The following is a 16,781-nucleotide window of genomic DNA, read 5'->3' as shown; positions in this document are numbered from 1 at the left end:
CGCACCTCAACCACCGTGACGGTGGTTGAGGTGCGAAGGCGCTCTGCGCCTGAGCCTCGAAACCACCGCCTCGGACAGGCTGCGTCAGCGGGACTCCGGTTCGACGGCCTCGGCGGTCTCGCTCTCCTCGTTCAGCCGCGAATGCCGGCGCCCGTAGGCGAAGTAGACGACGAACCCGATCAGCATCCAGATCACGAACCGCTCCCAGGTCTCGCCGGTCAGGTTGAGCATCAGGTAGAGGCACATCAGCACCGACAGGCCCGCGACCACCGGCACGATCGGCGTCCGGAAGGCGCGCGGGAGGTCGGGCCGGGTGCGGCGGAGCACGACGACCGCGATGCTGACCAGGATGAAGGCGAAGAGGGTGCCGATGTTCACCAGGTTCGCGAGCGTCGTCAGGTCGACGAAGCCGGCGATCGCGGCGACCACGCAACCGGTGATCAGGGTGATCCGGTACGGCGTGCCGTAGGTCGGGTGCACCTTCGAGATCCAGCGCGGCAGCAGCCCGTCGCGGCCCATTGCGAACGCGACCCGGCACTGCCCGAGCATCAGGATCATCGCGACCACCACCAGTCCGATGCACGCGCCGATCGAGATCAGGTTGCCCATCCACTCCACGCCGGCGGCGTCGAACGCCGTGGCGAGCGGGGCGGCGTCGTCCGGATCGATCTCGGTGTAGGGCTGGATGCCGGTGACGACCAGGCTGACCGCGGCGTACAGCAGCGTCACGATCGCGAGCGACCCGAGGATGCCGATCGGCACGTCGCGCTGCGGGTTGCGCGCCTCCTCGGCCGTGGTGGCCACGATGTCGAAGCCGATGAAGGCGAAGAACACGATGGCCGCGCCGGCGACCACGCCCGCGAAGCCGTAGACGGCCGGCTCGATGCCGAAGAGCGAGGTGATCAGCGGCAGCTGTCTGAAACCGCCCTCGCCCTCGGGGACCGGTTGGGACTCGGGGATGAACGGCACCCAGTTCGACGGGTCGACGTAGGCGATCCCGACGACGATGACGGTCACCACCACGGCGATCTTGATGGCCACCACGACCTGGTTGACCCGGCTCGAGAACTTCGTGCCGCGGATGAGCAGGCCCATCACGACGAGCGCGACGACCACGGCGGGCAGGTCGATGACGCCCTCGGAGGCCGACGACAGCGCCGTCGGCAGCTCGAAGGCCGTCCCGTCGAGCAGCTCCTGGAGGTACCCGGAGAAGCTGACCGACAGCGCCGCGGAGCCGATCGTGAACTCCAGCACCAGGTCCCAGCCGATCACCCACGCGATCAGCTCGCCGAGCGTGGCGTAGCTGAAGGTGTACGCCGAGCCGGCGACCGGCACCGTCGAGGCGAACTCGGCGTAGCACAGGCCCGCAAGACCACACGCCACGGCGGCGATCAGGAAGCTCAGCGCCAGGGCGGGGCCGGAGTTGGAGGCGGCCACGGTGCCGGTGAGCACGAAGATGCCGGCGCCGATGATGACGCCGACGCCGAACACGACGAGGTCGGCGGCGCCGAGGTCCTTCCGGAGCCTGTGGTCCGGATCGTCGGTGTCGGCGATGGACCGCTCGATCGACTTGGTGCGGAACAGGTTCATGTCCTGACACTGTCCTCCGGTGCGCCGGCCGAAACCAGGCCCGCCGGGTCAGCGGTAGGTCGCGAGGATCAGCCTCTCCGCCTGCTCGGCGAGCTCCCCCGTCGTGGTGCCCCACTGATCGCGCAACACCTGCTCGGTATCGGCCCCCTCCGCCCCGAGCGCGTCGAGCAGCAGCCAGGGCGCCTGCTCGCCGTAGGAGTCGGCGACGTACTCGATCGCCCACCACGCCAAGCCGTAGTGGGCCTGGGAGTCCTCGTCGTTGAAGGACCCGTCGTCCGGCAGGTCGGGGACGCCCTCCTCGGCCGCGGCCACGGCGGCGTCGGGGATGCGTCGGTCCTCGGGCGGCAGCGACTGCACCGAGACCCACTCCGCGAGCCCCTCCGAGACCCAGATCGGCGCAAGGTCGTCGGCGGTGCCGATCGCGACGTGGGTGAGCTCGTGGCGCACCAGCCGGTCCCTGCCGGGGCCGGCCCGGTCGACGATGCGCGGGTTGAGCACGAACCTGGTGCCCGCACCCACCGGGAACGACACCGCGTCGAGCTGCTCCGGGTCGTCGCCGGGGACGTCCTCCAGGCCGGCCATGAACGTCGGGTCCGACAGCGCGTAGACGACCACGGACCTGGACCACTCGTGGGGCACCAGCACGGACACGTCGGCGATGCCGGCCTCGACGGAGGTGAGCAGCGAGCCGGCGGTCGCGACCGATCCGGCGTCGAAGATGCCGAGCACGCCGAAGCCGGCCCGCACCTCGACCGGGCCGAGGTCCCACGGCTGCGGCTGTACCCGGTGCGCCGCCTCCCAGGCCCGGTCGGTCACCGACACCAGCCGCAGCCGGCCGCGCCCACCGGCGGCCGGGGCGAAGCGGAACCGGTCGGACGTGATGACGGGCTCCGCGTCGTACCCGTCGAGCTGGAGCACCTCGTCGACGATCGCCCAGTAGCCGTCGCCGTCGCGCACCAGGCTCGCCGGGTCGAATCGGTAGCCGAACCGCTCGAGCGGGAGCTGGGTCAGGTTGGCGTACCAGACGCGCTGCTGCTCCAGGAACCGGGCGCCGCCGCCCAGGGTCCGCTCGAAGGCCTCCGGACGGGCCCGGCGCACGGCCGCGGCCCGGGCCTGCAGCGCGTGCTCGACCGCCGCGGCGACGTCGGCGGCCGGTGCGGGCGCGGGCTGCGGCGGGTGGTCGTCGGCGCAGCCGACGAGGGCGATGCCCGCCAGCCCCAGGGCCAGCAGCCCCCGGACCAGCGGCATCGCGATCGGGCGATGGCTACGTCGTGTGCCCGACATCGAGGGGAGAACGACCGTCGGAGAGCGAGGTCATGTCTTCCACGATGCCCATCTCCTCGACGATGGACAGGGCGATCGCCTGCGGGGTGAGTCCGATCCGCTCGAGGATCGCGGCACGCTTGGCGTGGCTCAGGAACTCCTGCGGGATGCCGTGCAGACGGAACGGCGTGTGCACGCCGGCGGCGTTGAGGGTCTGCAGCAGCACCGCACCGCAGCCGCCGGTCTCGCCGTTGTCCTCGATGCTGACCACGAGCCGGTGCTCGCGGGCGAGCTCGATGATCGCGGGATCGACGGGCTTCACCCAGCGCGGGTCGACGACGGTGACGCCGATGCCCTGGGCGATCAGCCGGTCGGCCACGCCCACGGCCACGGTCGCCATCGAGCCGACCGCGACGACGAGGACGTCCTTGGTGCCGTTGCGCACCAGCACGTCGCAGCCGCCGGCCCGGCCGACGGCCTCGATGTCCTCGGGCGGCGGGCCCTTCGGGTAGCGCACCACGGTCGGGGCGTCGTCGACCTCGACGGCCTCGTTGACCAGTTCGCGCAGCCGGGTCGCGTCGCGCGGCGCCGCGAGCCGCAGCCCGGGCACCACCTGGAGGATCGACATGTCCCACATGCCGTTGTGGCTCGCCCCGTCGTCGCCGGTCACGCCGGACCGGTCCAGGACGAAGGTGACGCCGCACCTGTGCAGCGCGACGTCCATGAGCACCTGGTCGAAGGCGCGGTTGAGGAAGGTGCCGTACACGGCGAACACCGGGTGCAGGCCACCGAGCGCCAGGCCCGCCGCCGAGGTGGCGGCGTGCTGCTCGGCGATGCCCACGTCGAAGGTGCGGTCGGGGAACCGCGCCTGGAACTTGTCGAGCCCCACGGGGTGCATCATCGCGGCGGTGATGGCGACCACGTCGGGACGACGCTGGCCGATCTCGACGATCGCGTCGGAGAAGTGGTCGGTCCAGATCAGGCCCTTGGGCTTCTCCGCCCCGGTCTGCACGTCGAAGGGGCCGGGCCCGTGGAACTGGTCGGCCTCGTGCCGCTCGGCCGGATCGTAGCCGTAGCCCTTCCGGGTGATCGCGTGCACGATCACCGGCGCGTTGAACCGCTTGGCCTGCGCCAGCACCTGCTCCATCGCCACCCGGTCGTGGCCGTCGACGGGGCCGACGTACTTGAGTCCCAGGTCCTCGAAGAGGCCCTGCGGCGCCAGCGCGTCCTTGAGCCCCTTCTTCATCGCATGCAGGGCGTCGTACGCCGCGGGTCCGACGCCCGGCACGGCGTTCAGGCGCCGCTTGACCAGGTCGAGGACGTTCTCGTAGCGCGGGTTGGTGCGCAGCGCGGTGAGCGCGTTGGCCAGGCCGCCGATCGTCGGCGTGTAGGAGCGGCCGTTGTCGTTGACGACGATCACCAGCCGGCTGGTGCGGGCCACGGCGATGTTGTTCAGCGCCTCCCAGGCCATGCCGCCGGTGAGGGCTCCGTCACCGATCACCGCGACCACGTGCCGGTCCTCGCCCCGGACCGTGTAGGCCTTGGCGAGCCCGTCGGCGTAGCTGAGCGCGGTCGAGGCGTGGGAGTTCTCGACGATGTCGTGGTCGGACTCGGCCTGGCTGGGATAGCCGCTGACGCCACCCTCCTGGCGCAGCCCCTCGAAGCCGGCCTTGCGCCCCGTGAGCAGCTTGTGCACGTAGGCCTGGTGGCCGGTGTCGAAGACGATCCGGTCGCTCGGGGAGTCGAAGACCCGGTGCAGCGCCATCGTCAGCTCCACCACACCGAGGTTGGGGCCGATGTGGCCGCCGGTGCGGGCGCAGGTGGCGATCAGGAAGTCTCGGATCTCGGTGGCGAGCGTGTCGAGCTGGGCGTCGTCGAGGCCGCGCAGGTCGCGTGGCGACGTGATCGAGTCGAGTACTCCCATAGCGGGCGAGTCTACGTGGCCGCCGCTCGGCGGCCACGATCGCCGCGGTGGGCGTGGCACCGCAGCGGCTCCGCCCGGGCGGCCGGCTCTCCCGGAGTTGCGGTATGCCGCGCGGGATCGACGTACGCCCCGGCCCCGGCGGCCCTATCCTGCCGCCATGCGGATCGGCGTCCTCGGCACGACCGTGGCCACCGGCCCGTCGGGCCCGGTCAGCCTGGGCGGCCCCAAGCAGCGTGCGCTGCTCGCCGCGCTCGCGCTGCACCGGGGCCGCGCGGTGTCCGCCGACACGCTCGCCGACCTGGTGTGGGACGGGTCTCCTCCGCCGGGCGTGTCCGGGACGCTGCAGGGGTACGTCGCCGGGCTCCGCCGTGCGCTCGAGCCGGACCGGACCACGCGTGCCGCCGCGACCCTCCTGGTCACCGAACAGCCCGGGTACGCGCTCCGGTTGCCCGATGACGACCTCGACACCGCCGACTTCGAGGCGGCCGTGTCGTCGGCCCACACGCTCGTCGCCCCTCTCGCCGACGCGCTGTGCCGGGGCCGCGCCCTGCCACCGGGATCGCCCGACGCCGGCGGCCTGGCCGCCCTCCACGACTCGCTCGACCGGGCGCTGGGGTTGTGGCGCGGCGTCCCGTTCGCCGAGCTCGGTGATGTGCCCGCGGCCGCCGCCGAGCGGGCCCGGCTCGAGGAGCTGCGGGTGCTGGCCAGCGAGGACCGGGCGGCCGTCGGCGTCCTGCTCGGCCTGCACGCGACCGTCGCCGCCGAGCTGGACGCGCTGACCCGCGTCCACCAGCTGCGCGAGCGGGCCTGGGCGCTGCGCGCGCTCGCGCTCGCCGGGTCGGGGCGGCAGGCCGACGCCCTGGCCGTGCTGCGGGAGGTGCGCGACCTGCTCGACGAGGAGCTGGGGCTCGAGCCGGGGCCCGAGCTGCGCGCCGTGCAGACCGCGGTGCTGCGCCAGGAGCAGATCGCGACCGCCGCGCCGGCTCCCGCCGGGGACGTCGCCGTGGTCCCGCCCCCTCCCCCGGCCGGCGTCGAGACGCACGCTCCACTGCCGTTCCCGGCGCTGTGGCCGTGGTCGCTGGCCGGGCGCGACGAGGAGCTCGCCGCCCTGACCGGGCTGGTCGACCAGGTGGTCGCCGCCGCCGGATCCTCCCCGGCGTTCGTCGCGCTCACCGGCGAGCCCGGCATCGGCAAGAGCCGGCTGGCGATCGAGCTCGCGACGTACGCCGCGGAGCAGGGCGTCACGATCGCCTGGGGCCGCTGCTCGCAGGACGACGGCGCGCCCGCGCTGTGGCCGTGGGCGACCGTGCTCGAGCGGCTCGGCTCGCAGCTTCCGTCGGCCGCGGACGACGACGACCAGGCCGCGGCGTTCCGAGCCTGGGAGAGCATCGTGCAGACCGTGCTCGACACCGCCGAGCGAGCACCGCTGCTGCTCGTGCTCGACGACCTGCACTGGGCCGACACCTCCAGCCTGCGGGTGCTCCGGCTGCTCACCGAGGCGGTCGCGCAGGAGAGCCCGGCCCGACTGCTCGTGGTGTCGACCTGGCGCGAGCACCCGGTACCGACCGGCGCCCTGGCCGAGGTGGCGGAGGCGCTGGCCCGCAAGCACGCGCTGCGGCTGCAGCTGCGCGGGATCTCCGCCGAGGCGACCGCGCAGGTCTTCGCGCAGGTCGCCGAGGCCGAGCCCACCGACGCCGACGCCGACACGCTGCGGCGGCGTACGGAGGGCAACCCGTTCTTCCTCGTGGAGTACGCCCGGCTCGCCAAGGACGGCGACCTCGCCGCGCTGGTGGCCGACGGCCGGCCGCCGGCCGCCGTGCACGAGGTGCTGTCGCGCCGCCTGGCGACGCTCGAGGACGCCACGCAGGACCTGCTCCGGACCGCGAGCGTGCTGGGCCGGATCTTCGACCTGTCCACGCTCGCGGAGGTCGCGCGCGTCGACGAGGACGACACCCTGGACCGGCTCGACCCGGCGATCGCGGCCGGACTGGTCGCCGAGGACGGGGTGGACCGGTTCCGGTTCAACCACGCCCTGGTCCGCGACACGGTGCTCAGCGGGCTGCCGCAGTCGCGCCGGGCCCGCGTGCACGTCCGCGCCGCCGAGGCGCTCGGCGACCGCCCCGGGCGCGAGACCGAGGTCGCCCGGCACTGGCTGGCCGCCGGACCGCGGCATCTGGCGAGGGCCTGGCCGGCCGCTCAGGCCGCGGCCCGCTCCGCGACGGCGGTCTACGCCTACGTCGAGGCGCTGGAGATGCTCGAGTACGCCCTGAGCTCCCAGGACGAGGACCCGGCCTCGACCCCCGCGGACCGGTTCGAGGTGCTCGCCGACCTCGCCGACGTGCTCCGGCGCGCGGGCCGCTGGCTGGAGCTGCGCGAGGTCGCCCACGAGGCGATCGAGGTGGCCGACGAGGCCGGGGACCTGGACCTGCTGATCCGGGCCGGCGCGATGACCAGCACCGGCGCGCTGTGGACGCCCGGCGGTGGCGAGGTCGACGACATCGTCGTCGACTCGCTGCGGCGCGCGCTCGACCGGCTGCCCGAGGGCGACGACCCGCGCCGCTGCCGGGTGATGCTCTCGCTGGCCGGGGAGACCTACTACGGCTCGACGCCGCAGGAGCGCGAGGCGCTCGCGGAGGAGGCGGTCGCGATGGCGCGGCGCCTCGACGACCCGGCCCTCGTGCTCAACTCCCTGATCAGGTCCACGATCGCGACCTGGCGGGGTGCCAACGCCGGGCAGCGCCTCGACATGACCACCGAGGCCACCCAGCTGGCCCGCCAGCTCGGCGACGCCGTGGGGCTCGTCTCCGCGCTCGCCCTGCGGGCCGAGGCCGCGGGCGAGCTGGGCGACGTGGCCGCGCTCGAGGAGTGCCTGGTCGAGGGCCGGGCGCAGGCGGACCGGATCCGGCACGTCTACGCCCAGCTGTTCCTCGGCTCCCTCGCGGTCTCGTGGGCGGCGATGCGCGGCCGGTTCGACGAGGTCGCGACGCTGTTGGGCGAGCTGGACGACCTCGCCCAGGTCGTCAGCATCCCCGGCACCGCCGAGTCGATCGCCGGCGCCCTGATGATGCAGTCGCTGTGGCAGGGCGGCGAGGCCGACGTGCTCGCCGTGCTCGAGACGCTGCCGGTCGACGGCTTCGTCCCCACGACGCCACCGCTGCTGACCATGCTGTGCCGCACCGGTCGGCTCGACGACGCCCGCGCCTGCCTGATCACCCACCGCGAGCACCTCGATCGCGCCGTCGACGCCGACACCTGGTACTCCCCCATGGCCTGGAGCATGGCCGCCGAGACCGCCTGCTACCTGGGCGACCTCGAGCTCGCTGCCACGGCGTACGAGCTGTTGGCGGGCCTCGCCGGCCAGACCGCGAGCGCGGGGTCCGGCAGCACGATCGGGCCGATCGACATGTTCCTGGCGATGGCCGCGCACACGACCGGCCAGGACGACCTCGCCACCCGGCACGCCGAGCGGGCCGTCGAGCTGTGCGAGCAGTGGCGGGTGCCACTCGCCCGTGACTGGTGCCTACGGGAGCGGGAGCGGCTGGGCATCTGAGTCCGCCGCGGCCGGGTCGTGCGGGGCTGCGGGTTTCACCTGCTGGCCGCCGAAGAGTCCGGCGGTCGGACTGGTGGTTTCGAGACAGGCGCCAGCGCGCCTTCCTCAACCACCGTAGGCGCAACCTCCTCAGCCGCCGTGCCCGACGAGGACGATGGTTGAGGAGGTTGCGCTAGCAACCGTCTCGAAACCACCACGAACGCGACCCAGTGCCGACACTCCCCCGACCCGGACCAGGTGGTTTCGAGACAGGCGCTAGCGCGCCTTCCTCAACCACCGCCACGTCCCAGGCGCCAGCACGCCTTCCTCAACCACCGTGCGCGCGCCTTCCTCAACCACCGGGATCCCCACCACGGGCAGGTGCGCCTCTCCTCGACCACACCGCTCACACGTAGCGGAAGGTGCGGGCATGCACCCGGGCGAAGCGGCGCCGGGTGCACCGCCAGATCATCCGGGTGCCACGTCCGCCCGGCTGCGCGAAGATCCGGTCGAGGGCCTCGCGCGGGACGCCGTACGCCGCCCAGGGGACGATCCGGGCCACCTTGGCGAGGCCGAGGTCGGGGCCGGCCTCCTGCTCGATGCGGGCGAAGTCCGCGACCGTCAGCAGCCGCTGGATGATCGCGATCGCCTCGGTCTCCTCGTGCGCCAGGTGCCGGCGCAGGGACTCGCGGGCGGCGCTCACCCGGACCGCGAGGGCGGCGCGGGTGTCCTCCGCGGACCGCCGAGCGGTTCCGTGGGCGAGGCGCCGGAAGCCGGTGCCGCAGCCCTCGAGCAGCGGGTCGATCTCGTCGTGCTCGGCCTCCATCGCCGCGAGCACGGCGGCGTCCTCCGGCGTACCGAGACGCTCGAGCGCCGGCCAGACTCCGACGTCCTCGACGGTGTGGTGCTCGTGCAGGACCTCGGCGAAGAGCTCCCACCGGTGCGCGAGCAGCCCCCAGGTCGCGCGCTCGCCGACCGGGGTGGTGCGGACCGCGGCGACGAACAGGTCCAGGTCGCGCCGGAAGGCGTGGTGCATGACGTACATCATCTGCATGTCGATCGGTCCGTCCGGGGCCGCGACCTGGCCGGGCAGCCGCAGCTGCCGCGGCCAGGTCGGGCTGGTCGTCGCCATCTCAGGCACCGACCCTGTCGGGCTCACGCTCGGTCCGCGGCTCGTCGGCGCCATGCCGCTCTGCCTCGATGGTGGGCAGCAGGCGGTCGAGCCAGGCCGGCAGCCACCAGTTCCAGCGGCCGAGCAGCGTCATCGTGGCCGGCACCAGCACCATCCGGACGACGGTGGCGTCCAGCACGATCGCCACCGCCATGCCGAAGCCGAGCTGCTTGACGACCGTGTCGGCCTCGGTCGAGAAGCCGAGGAACACCACGACCATGATCGCCGCGGCCGACGAGATCACCCGGCCGGTGGCGGCCAGGCCGCGCTCGACGCTGGCCGTGGCGTCACCGGTGCGCAGCCAGAACTCCCGGATCCGGGAGAGCAGGAAGACCTCGTAGTCCATCGAGAGCCCGAAGAGGATCGCGAAGTTCAGGATCGGGATCCAGCTCGACACCGCGACCGCGTGGTCGATGCCGAGCAGGCTGCCGCCCCAGCCCCACTGGAAGACCGCGGTGAGGACGCCGTACGACGCGGTGATCGACAGCAGGTTCATCACGGCCGCCTTCACCGGGACCACGACCGAGCGGAACATCATCGCCAGCAGCAGCACCGACACGGAGACCACGAACCCGACGACCAGCCACAGCCGCTCCGACAGCATCCCGGAGATGTCCGCGAAGAGCGGGGTGGTGCCGGTGACCTCGACGCCCTCGGGCAGGTCGGCGCGCAGCGCCGTGACCAGCTCGGAGGTGCGCTCGTCGGCGGGCCCGGTCGACGGCTCGGCGTCGAAGACGCCGAGCGCGCCGTCGGGGGTCAGCATCGGCGTCGTGACGCCCGCGATGCCGGGATGCCCGGCGACCCGGTCGGCGATCGCCTGCGGGTCGGCCCGGGTGGCGTCGACGACGACGGTGAACGGCCCGTTCGCGCCGGGGCCGAACTCGGTGTCGATCAGGTCGTACGCCTTGCGCTGGGAGGTCTCCGGGCTCGCGCTGCTGCCGTCCTGCGGCCAGGTGCGCATGCCGAGCACGGGCGCGGCCAGGAACAGCAGGAACACCAGCGCGGCCAGCCCGAAGGCGACCGGGCGCCGGACGACGCGCGCCGCCCAGCGGGCGGTGAGCGGCGTCCGCTGCACGCGGAGCGCGCCGGCCCCCTCGGCCGTCCGGGCGCGCCGGGGCATCAGGCGACGGCCGGCCAGCCCGCACAGCGCCGGCACGAGGGTGAGCGCGGCGGCGAGCACCGAGACGACGGCGATCGCGGTGGCGTAACCGAACGTCGAGTAGACCGGGAGCCCGCCGAGCCGGAGCCCCAGGAGCGAGATGAGGACGGTCAACGAGGCGAACACGACCGCGCGCCCGGCGGTCTCCAGCGCGCGTCCGGCCGCCTCCCGCCTGTCATGGCCCTGGCCGAGGAACTCCACGTGACGGGTGACGATCAGCAGCGCGTAGTCGATGCCCACGCCGAGGCCGACCATCGTGGCCACCGTGGGCGCGGCGGTCGAGACGTCCATCGTCGCGGCGAGGAGGGTCACGCCCGCCGAGCCGACGGCGAGGCCCATCAGTGCCACCAGCAGCGGAAGGCCGGCGGCCACGACCGAGCCGAAGGCGATCACCAGGAGGGCGAGTGCCGCGAGCACGCCGGCGAGCTCGCCGGTGCCCTTCATCTGGGACTCGGCGCCGCCGGGGAGCTCGCCACCCAGCTCCGCCTGGAGCCCGGCGTCGCGCAGCGGCGCCACGGCGTCCTCGAGCGGCTGGTAGCCGTTCGTGCCCACGACGTCGGGGTCGGTCACCGGTACGTCGTAGGACACGGTCACCAGGGCGGTCGCGGTGTCCGCGGAGAGCCGGGGCGGGCTCACCGAGCTGACGTGGTCGAGGGCGCCGAGCCGCTGGACGAGCCCATCCAGGTCCGCGGCCGACAGCGGATCGCCCTCGCGGTCATGGACGACGACCTGCGCCGACGCGCCGCCGCCGTCGGGGAGGTGGGCACGCAGCTGCTCGATGCCGGCCTGGGCACGGGCGTCGGGGATGTCGTAGTCGTCCCGGGTGGTGCCGCCGACGGCGTTCGCGAGCCCGAAGGCCACCATGACCACGGCGAGCCAGGCGAAGATCGTCCGCCAGGGGTGCGCCGCGGTGTGGTGGCCGAGGCGGTAGAGGATGCGAGACACGGTGGTGCTCCCGTCAGAGATGGACCGAGGTCGAGCTGATCTGGTGGCAGGACTCTGACCCCGACCACTTGGGACCGGCTGGGAGCTGGCTTGAGGCGCGGTGGCTGGCGGTGGCTGGCGGCGGCTGGCGGGTCGGCGGCGGCTCGCGGCACGCGGCTGGGTACGGTTTCTCCCGATGACCCAGACCGAGATCCAGCTGCTGTCCACGATCGTGGCCGGCTTCCTGCTCCTCGCGCTCAGCGTGGGCGCCTTCGCGCTGCACCGGAGTCGCATCGGGGTACTGCTGCTGGTGCTGGCCGCCGTGGCGACGCTGCTGTCCTACCCGCTGATCGGGCAGGTCTCTCGCGACCAGCAGGAGTCGACCCGGCAGGCGATCGAGGCGAAGTACGACTTCGAGATCACGGAGTGGAGCGCGCCGCTCGGTGACTCCCCCATCTGGGTCATCGACGGCCGGCCGCAGTCCTGCGAGGTCGACCTGTCCGACCGGGACGACCCGGTGCTGGAGTGTACGGACCCCGTGGCGGAGGCTCCCGCCTCGTAGTGACGGACGTGCCCGTCAGCGGCGCACCGGCTGCCCGAGCGGACGTCGCCAGGTCGCGACGCCCTCGTCGAGATGCAGCTCACCGTCGGTCTGCTCCGCGGCCTCCGGGTCGTGGGTGGCCATCACGACGACGGCGCCGCGCTGCGCCTCGGCGCGCAGCGCCGACATGACCCGCTCACGGTTGGCGGCGTCGAGGTCGCTCGTGGGCTCGTCGGCGAGCAGCACGGTCGCCTGCGCGGCGAAGGCCCGCGCCAGCGCGACCCGCTGCTGCTGACCGCCGGAGAGCTCCTCGATCAGGTGGTTGCCGCTCTCCTCGAGGCCGACCAGGGCGAGCGCGCTGGCGGTACGACGGAAGGCCTCGTCGGCCGCCACCCCAGCGGTGAGCAGCGGGACGACGACGTTCTCGGCCGCCGTCAGCGAGGACGCCAGCCCGTTGCCCTGCGGCACGATCGCCACGCCCAGGACGGCGGCCTGGGTCCGGTCGGTCAGCCCGGTGCCCGCGAGGCCGACCGTGCCCTCGCTCGGCGGCACCGCGCCGGCCAGCGCCCACAGCAGCGTGGACTTGCCGGCGCCGGACGGGCCGGTGACGGCCAGCAGCTGGCCGGGCTGCACCATCAGGTCGACGTCGCGCAGCGCGACGATCTGGGCCTCGCCGGCGCCGTAGCGGACCTCGAGACCTCGGGCCACCAGCTCATGCATCGGTCCCACCCTCCTCCCGGAGCAGCGTGTAGCTCCCGTCCTCGAGCAGGTGGAACCGCACGAGCGTGCCCGGCAGCAGCTCGTCGCGGACGTGCAGCGGGAGCGGCAGGAAGCCGTCGGGCGTGACCACGGCGTACTCCTCGCCGCTGCGGCCCTCCCCGCCCACGCGGCCGTCGCGGATCGTGATCGTGCGCGGCAGGAACGCCGCGACGTCCGGGTCGTGGGTGACCAGCACCACCGTGGTGCCGAGCTCCCGGTTGAGGGCGGCCATCCGCTCGAGGACGAGGTCGCGGGCGCGATGCTCGAGCTGGCTGGTCGGCTCGTCGGCGAGCAGCAGCCCCGGCCGCGGCGCCATCGCGACCGCGAGCGCGGCCAGCTGGAGGTGGCCGGGGCTGAGCTCGGACAGCGGCCGCTCCGCCTCGGCGACCAGGCCGACGCCGGCGAGCACCTCCTCGGGTTCGGGCAGGTCTTTTCCGGACTGACGCGCCACCCCTTGGGCGAAGCGGACGTTCTCGAGCGGCGTGAAGTACGGCAGCAGGTTGCGGCCCGCGCCCTGGAGCATCAGGGAGACCTCGAGTGCGCGCAGCTCGTCGAGCTGGCGGTCGCGGGCCGCGGACAGCTCGACCGGCCCCACGAACACCTTGCCGGCACTGGGCCGGAACACGCCCGCCAGCAGGCTGAGCAGCGTCGACTTCCCCGCGCCGGACGGCCCGAGAAGGCCGACCATCTCCCCCGCGCCCACCTCGAGGTCGACGCCGGACAGCGCGGCCACCTCGTGGCCCTCGGAGCGGTAGATGTGCACCAGGCGCTGGGTGCTGACCCGCAGCCCGGTGGCGGTGGCACGAGCGGTCCCCAGATCGGTCACAGCGTCTCCCGCAGTCGTCGCAGCTCCGACCGCGCCGCCAGGGCCCGGCCGATGAGCACGCTGCCGGTCCCCAGCACCGCGAGCGCGGCGAGCACCGCGACCAGTACCGCCCACCAGGCGGTGTCGAGGTCGAGCGTCGAGACCTCGGGCGCGGTGGCGAAGAGCGGCACGATCGGCATCGCCAGCTGAGCACCCACCACACCCGAGATGCCACCGGCGACGACGCCGACCAGCACGGCGGGGAGCTGGGCCGCGACCGCCATCGCCCGGATCGAGGCTCGCGGGACGCCGCTCATCCGCAGGGCCGCGAAGTCACGGGTGCGGAAGCGCCACCCGCTGACGGCGCTGACCACCAGCACGAGCAGTGCGATCAGCAGGGCCACCCCACCGACCACGGCCGCGAGCTGGAGGCTCCAGGCCGCGGCCGAGGCGTCGTAGCCACGGCGTACGTCGGCGAGCGTGGTGGTCGAGGAGATCGCCAGCCCCTGCTCATCAAGCGCGGTACGCACGCGGTCGAGCAGCGCCGGGTCGTCGTCGGCGAACCAGATCTCGAGCTGATCGGTCGCGAGCACCGAGTGGCCGCGCTGCAGGGAGTCCAGGTCGGCGACGAACGTGTTCGCGGGCGACGCCGGCACCCGGGGCAACGTGCCGACCTGCGCGGCCTGCTGGAGCTCGCCGTCGAGCCCGGCCAGCTGAAAGCGGTTGCCCACCGCGCTCGGCGGCAGCGGACCCGCCACCAGCGCTGGGACGATGGTCGGGAGCCAGCGCTGCTGCATGGTCATCGGGGTCGCGCCCCGGCCGTCGAAGGTGACGGTGAGGTCGTCGGGAGTGTTCGAGGACGGCGTGACCGTGCCGTCCTCGCGCACGTCGTACGGCGTCCACTCGTCGGCAGGCCCGAGTGGCACGACCTCCCCCGACGGTCGCTGGGTGAGGTTGCGCAGGGTCACAGCGCCTTCGAGCGATGCGCTCGGCAACGTGCTGGCCCAGACTCCCGTGACGTGACAGCCCTCCGTGCAGCTGACCCGCTGGGTGAACCTGCGGTGATCGGCCGGCCCTTCCGGCAGCACCCCGAAGGTGGTGTGCAGGGTCTCGCCCCGCCGGTTGACCAGGTCCAGGCCGATGGTCACCGGATGCGACTCGCCGTCGGTCCGATGGGAGACGAGCGTCGAGTCATCGACATCGAGGCTCAGCTCGTCGGCGACCAGGTCGATCGGCTCCACGTCCGGCGGGGTGAGCTTGCCCCACACGGCCTCGGACGCCGTGCCGCCGGGGAAGAGCGCGATGTCGCGGAAGGACGACGCCACCACCGCCAGCGTCCCGATCGCCTGTTCACCGGGCGGCAGCACGCGCACCACCGGCGTCAGCTGCTGCCCGTCGGGGTCCACCTCGTCGATGGCCGCACGCAACTGGGCCAGCTCGTTCCCGCGGACCTCGACGACGCGGGCGGCGCCCGCCTCCTGCTGGGCAGCAGTCACCCGGTTCCGCCCACCGACGACCAGGGCGTCGGCGGAGAAGACCGCAAGCGCCGAGGCGAGGGTGACGATCGCGATGATGCGCCGGGTCGCCGGGCTCCGCGCCGCGTCGAGCAGGCTGACCCCTGCGCGCACCGTTCCCCGACGCAGCCGGCGTCGGCCGAGGAGGGCGGCGGTCGGCGTCGTGAGGTGGGCGAGCACGAGGCCGACCACGATGGCGAGCAGGCCGGGCGCGGCCAGCGCGATCGGTCCGTCGAGCCCCCCGGTCGCGAACACGACGACGATGCCGCCGGCGCCGGCGATGATCACGGCCTCCGTCGCCCCGAGTGCCCAGCCTGCAGTGCGCGGCGGCACCCGGCGCAGCAGCCGCTCCACGGGCTCGCGAGCGACCCGGCTGACGGCCATCGCGGTCACGCCCGCGAGCACGATCCCGGCGAGCACGAGCGCGGCGAGAAACGGCCAGCCGAGCTCAAACGGCACACTCCCCGGCAGCAGCACGCGGCGGGCGAACCAGTTGGCGAGCACGGCGAGCACGGCACCCGGCACCAGCGCGAGCAACGTGATCGGCAACAGCTCGGCCAGCAGCAGCCAGCGTGCGCCCCGCCGCCCACGACCACGGAGCCGGGCGAGCGCCACCTCGGGCCGGCGCTGCTCGGTGATCGCCAGCAGCACGAGCCAGAGCACGACGACCGCGAGCAGGCACAGCTGGGCCATCAGCAGCGGGACCGTCACCCGGGACTGATCGATCTGGCCCTGCACGTCGTCGGCGAGGCCGGGCAGACCGGAGACCACGTTCGCGGGCGTGACCCCGAGCTCCGGCTCGGCGTGCGCCAGGTCGTCGATGACCGGGCCGAGCTCGAGCAGCTGGTCGACCCCCACGGCAACCTGGTCGATCAGGAAGCCGGCGCTCGACGAACGGGCGTCGGGCCTGGTGCCATCGCTCTCGAACGTCTCGCGCGGAGTCAGCCACACGTCGTGCTGGATCACCTGCGGCGGATCGAGCGAGACCACGCCGGAGCGACCGGTGATCGACTGGCCGAACCAGTAGTCCGACGGCACCTGGCGGTAGACGCCGACGACCTTCAGGTCCAGCACCGGTGCGCGGCCGTCAGGCTGCGCGGCCCCGGGCACGTGCACCGTCTCGCCGACGTCGAACCCGAAGATGTCGACGTCGGCCGGGCTGACGGCGATCTCGCCGGTCGCGGTCGGACAGGCGCCCGCGGTGAACTCGAGATGGTCGCACTGGTCGCTGCGCCAGACCAGCTCACCCACCGGATCGGTGCGCTCGCCGGGCAGCACTTCTGCGCGACCGCTGTAGCTCAGGATCGGCTCGTGGAAGTCCGACCTGACCTCGGCCGGGAGCTTGTTCGCGACCACCTCGGGCGGCAGCACCGGCGCGGAGGAGAACTCGTCCGACGGCGTCACGGAGATCAGCACGCTGGAGTCGAGGACCGGTGCGTTGTCGATCGTGATCTCGGTGAGCGCCTGCTGCATCGCACGGTAGTACAGGGGCGCGAACGCCGCGCACGCGGTCATCAGGGCAGCCAGCGCCACGACGGCAGCGGCCTGCAGCGGCCGGTAGCGCCAACGCCTCACGTCTCAACCCCCGTGGTGCACCAAACC

General features: G+C 73.5%; 10 protein-coding genes. 2 read left to right on the top strand and 8 right to left on the bottom strand.

Going from position 1 to position 16,781, the window contains the following annotated elements; translation table 11 throughout:
* Positions 1–84 precede the first annotated feature (84 nt).
* Genes KM427_RS12060 through dxs form a run of 3 tightly spaced genes read right to left on the bottom strand, consistent with a single transcriptional unit; the run spans position 85 to position 4,777 of the window.
* Positions 85–1,590: an amino acid permease gene (locus KM427_RS12060; protein WP_183594888.1), complete on the bottom strand. Its 1,506-nt coding sequence runs from the start codon at positions 1,588–1,590 to the stop codon at positions 85–87.
* 48 nt (positions 1,591–1,638) lie between these two features.
* The gene (locus KM427_RS12055) at positions 1,639–2,838 is read right to left on the bottom strand and encodes a hypothetical protein (protein WP_215527328.1); all 1,200 of its coding nucleotides are present in this window, start codon (positions 2,836–2,838) and stop codon (positions 1,639–1,641) included.
* A gap of 16 nt (positions 2,839–2,854) precedes the next feature.
* Positions 2,855–4,777, bottom strand: coding sequence for a 1-deoxy-D-xylulose-5-phosphate synthase (dxs, locus tag KM427_RS12050; RefSeq protein WP_215527327.1), 1,923 nt, complete (start codon positions 4,775–4,777; stop codon positions 2,855–2,857).
* Positions 4,778–4,934: 157 nt separating this feature from the next.
* On the opposite strand from dxs, the gene KM427_RS12045 reads away from it, so the two are divergent.
* Positions 4,935–8,327: an ATP-binding protein gene (locus tag KM427_RS12045; RefSeq protein ID WP_215527326.1), complete on the top strand. Its 3,393-nt coding sequence runs from the start codon at positions 4,935–4,937 to the stop codon at positions 8,325–8,327.
* 385 nt (positions 8,328–8,712) lie between these two features.
* Here KM427_RS12045 and KM427_RS12040 read toward each other — a convergent pair whose 3' ends face one another.
* Complete coding sequence (locus tag KM427_RS12040; RefSeq protein ID WP_215527325.1) at positions 8,713–9,438, bottom strand: hemerythrin domain-containing protein; 726 nt, start codon at positions 9,436–9,438, stop codon at positions 8,713–8,715.
* A gap of 1 nt (position 9,439) precedes the next feature.
* Entirely contained in the window at positions 9,440–11,581 is a 2,142-nt protein-coding gene (locus KM427_RS12035; protein ID WP_215527324.1) for an MMPL family transporter, read from the bottom strand.
* 175 nt (positions 11,582–11,756) lie between these two features.
* On the opposite strand from KM427_RS12035, the gene KM427_RS12030 reads away from it, so the two are divergent.
* Complete coding sequence (locus KM427_RS12030; protein WP_183594882.1) at positions 11,757–12,122, top strand: hypothetical protein; 366 nt, start codon at positions 11,757–11,759, stop codon at positions 12,120–12,122.
* 15 nt (positions 12,123–12,137) lie between these two features.
* On the opposite strand, the gene KM427_RS12025 is transcribed toward KM427_RS12030, so the two are convergent.
* Genes KM427_RS12025 through KM427_RS12015 form a run of 3 tightly spaced genes read right to left on the bottom strand, consistent with a single transcriptional unit; the run spans position 12,138 to position 16,754 of the window.
* On the bottom strand, positions 12,138–12,821 hold the full coding sequence (locus tag KM427_RS12025; RefSeq protein ID WP_215527323.1) for an ABC transporter ATP-binding protein: 684 nt from the start codon (positions 12,819–12,821) through the stop codon (positions 12,138–12,140).
* Positions 12,814–13,686, bottom strand: a complete 873-nt coding sequence (locus tag KM427_RS12020) for an ABC transporter ATP-binding protein (protein ID WP_252275305.1) — start codon at positions 13,684–13,686, stop codon at positions 12,814–12,816. Before KM427_RS12020 ends, KM427_RS12025 begins: the two co-directional genes overlap by 8 nt.
* The gene (locus KM427_RS12015; protein ID WP_215527322.1) at positions 13,683–16,754 is read right to left on the bottom strand and encodes an FtsX-like permease family protein; all 3,072 of its coding nucleotides are present in this window, start codon (positions 16,752–16,754) and stop codon (positions 13,683–13,685) included. Before KM427_RS12015 ends, KM427_RS12020 begins: the two co-directional genes overlap by 4 nt.
* Between the last annotated feature and the right edge of the window lie 27 nt (positions 16,755–16,781).

It is taken from the genome of Nocardioides sp. LMS-CY, assembly GCF_018732145.1.
Lineage (GTDB): Bacteria > Actinomycetota > Actinomycetes > Propionibacteriales > Nocardioidaceae > Nocardioides > Nocardioides soli.
The sequence above is the reverse complement of the archived record's forward strand: the minus strand, read 5'-3'. Positions and strand labels throughout refer to the sequence as shown.

Excerpts from the sequence above, each read along its gene's own strand:
- KM427_RS12060 (WP_183594888.1), bottom strand. The coding sequence starts at position 1,590 with ATGAACCTGTTCCGCACCAAGTCGATCGAGCGGTCCATCGCCGACACC.
- KM427_RS12055 (WP_215527328.1), bottom strand. The coding sequence starts at position 2,838 with ATGCCGCTGGTCCGGGGGCTGCTGGCCCTGGGGCTGGCGGGCATCGCC.
- dxs (WP_215527327.1), bottom strand. The coding sequence starts at position 4,777 with ATGGGAGTACTCGACTCGATCACGTCGCCACGCGACCTGCGCGGCCTC.
- KM427_RS12045 (WP_215527326.1), top strand. The coding sequence starts at position 4,935 with ATGCGGATCGGCGTCCTCGGCACGACCGTGGCCACCGGCCCGTCGGGC.
- KM427_RS12040 (WP_215527325.1), bottom strand. The coding sequence starts at position 9,438 with ATGGCGACGACCAGCCCGACCTGGCCGCGGCAGCTGCGGCTGCCCGGC.
- KM427_RS12030 (WP_183594882.1), top strand. The coding sequence starts at position 11,757 with ATGACCCAGACCGAGATCCAGCTGCTGTCCACGATCGTGGCCGGCTTC.
- KM427_RS12025 (WP_215527323.1), bottom strand. The coding sequence starts at position 12,821 with ATGCATGAGCTGGTGGCCCGAGGTCTCGAGGTCCGCTACGGCGCCGGC.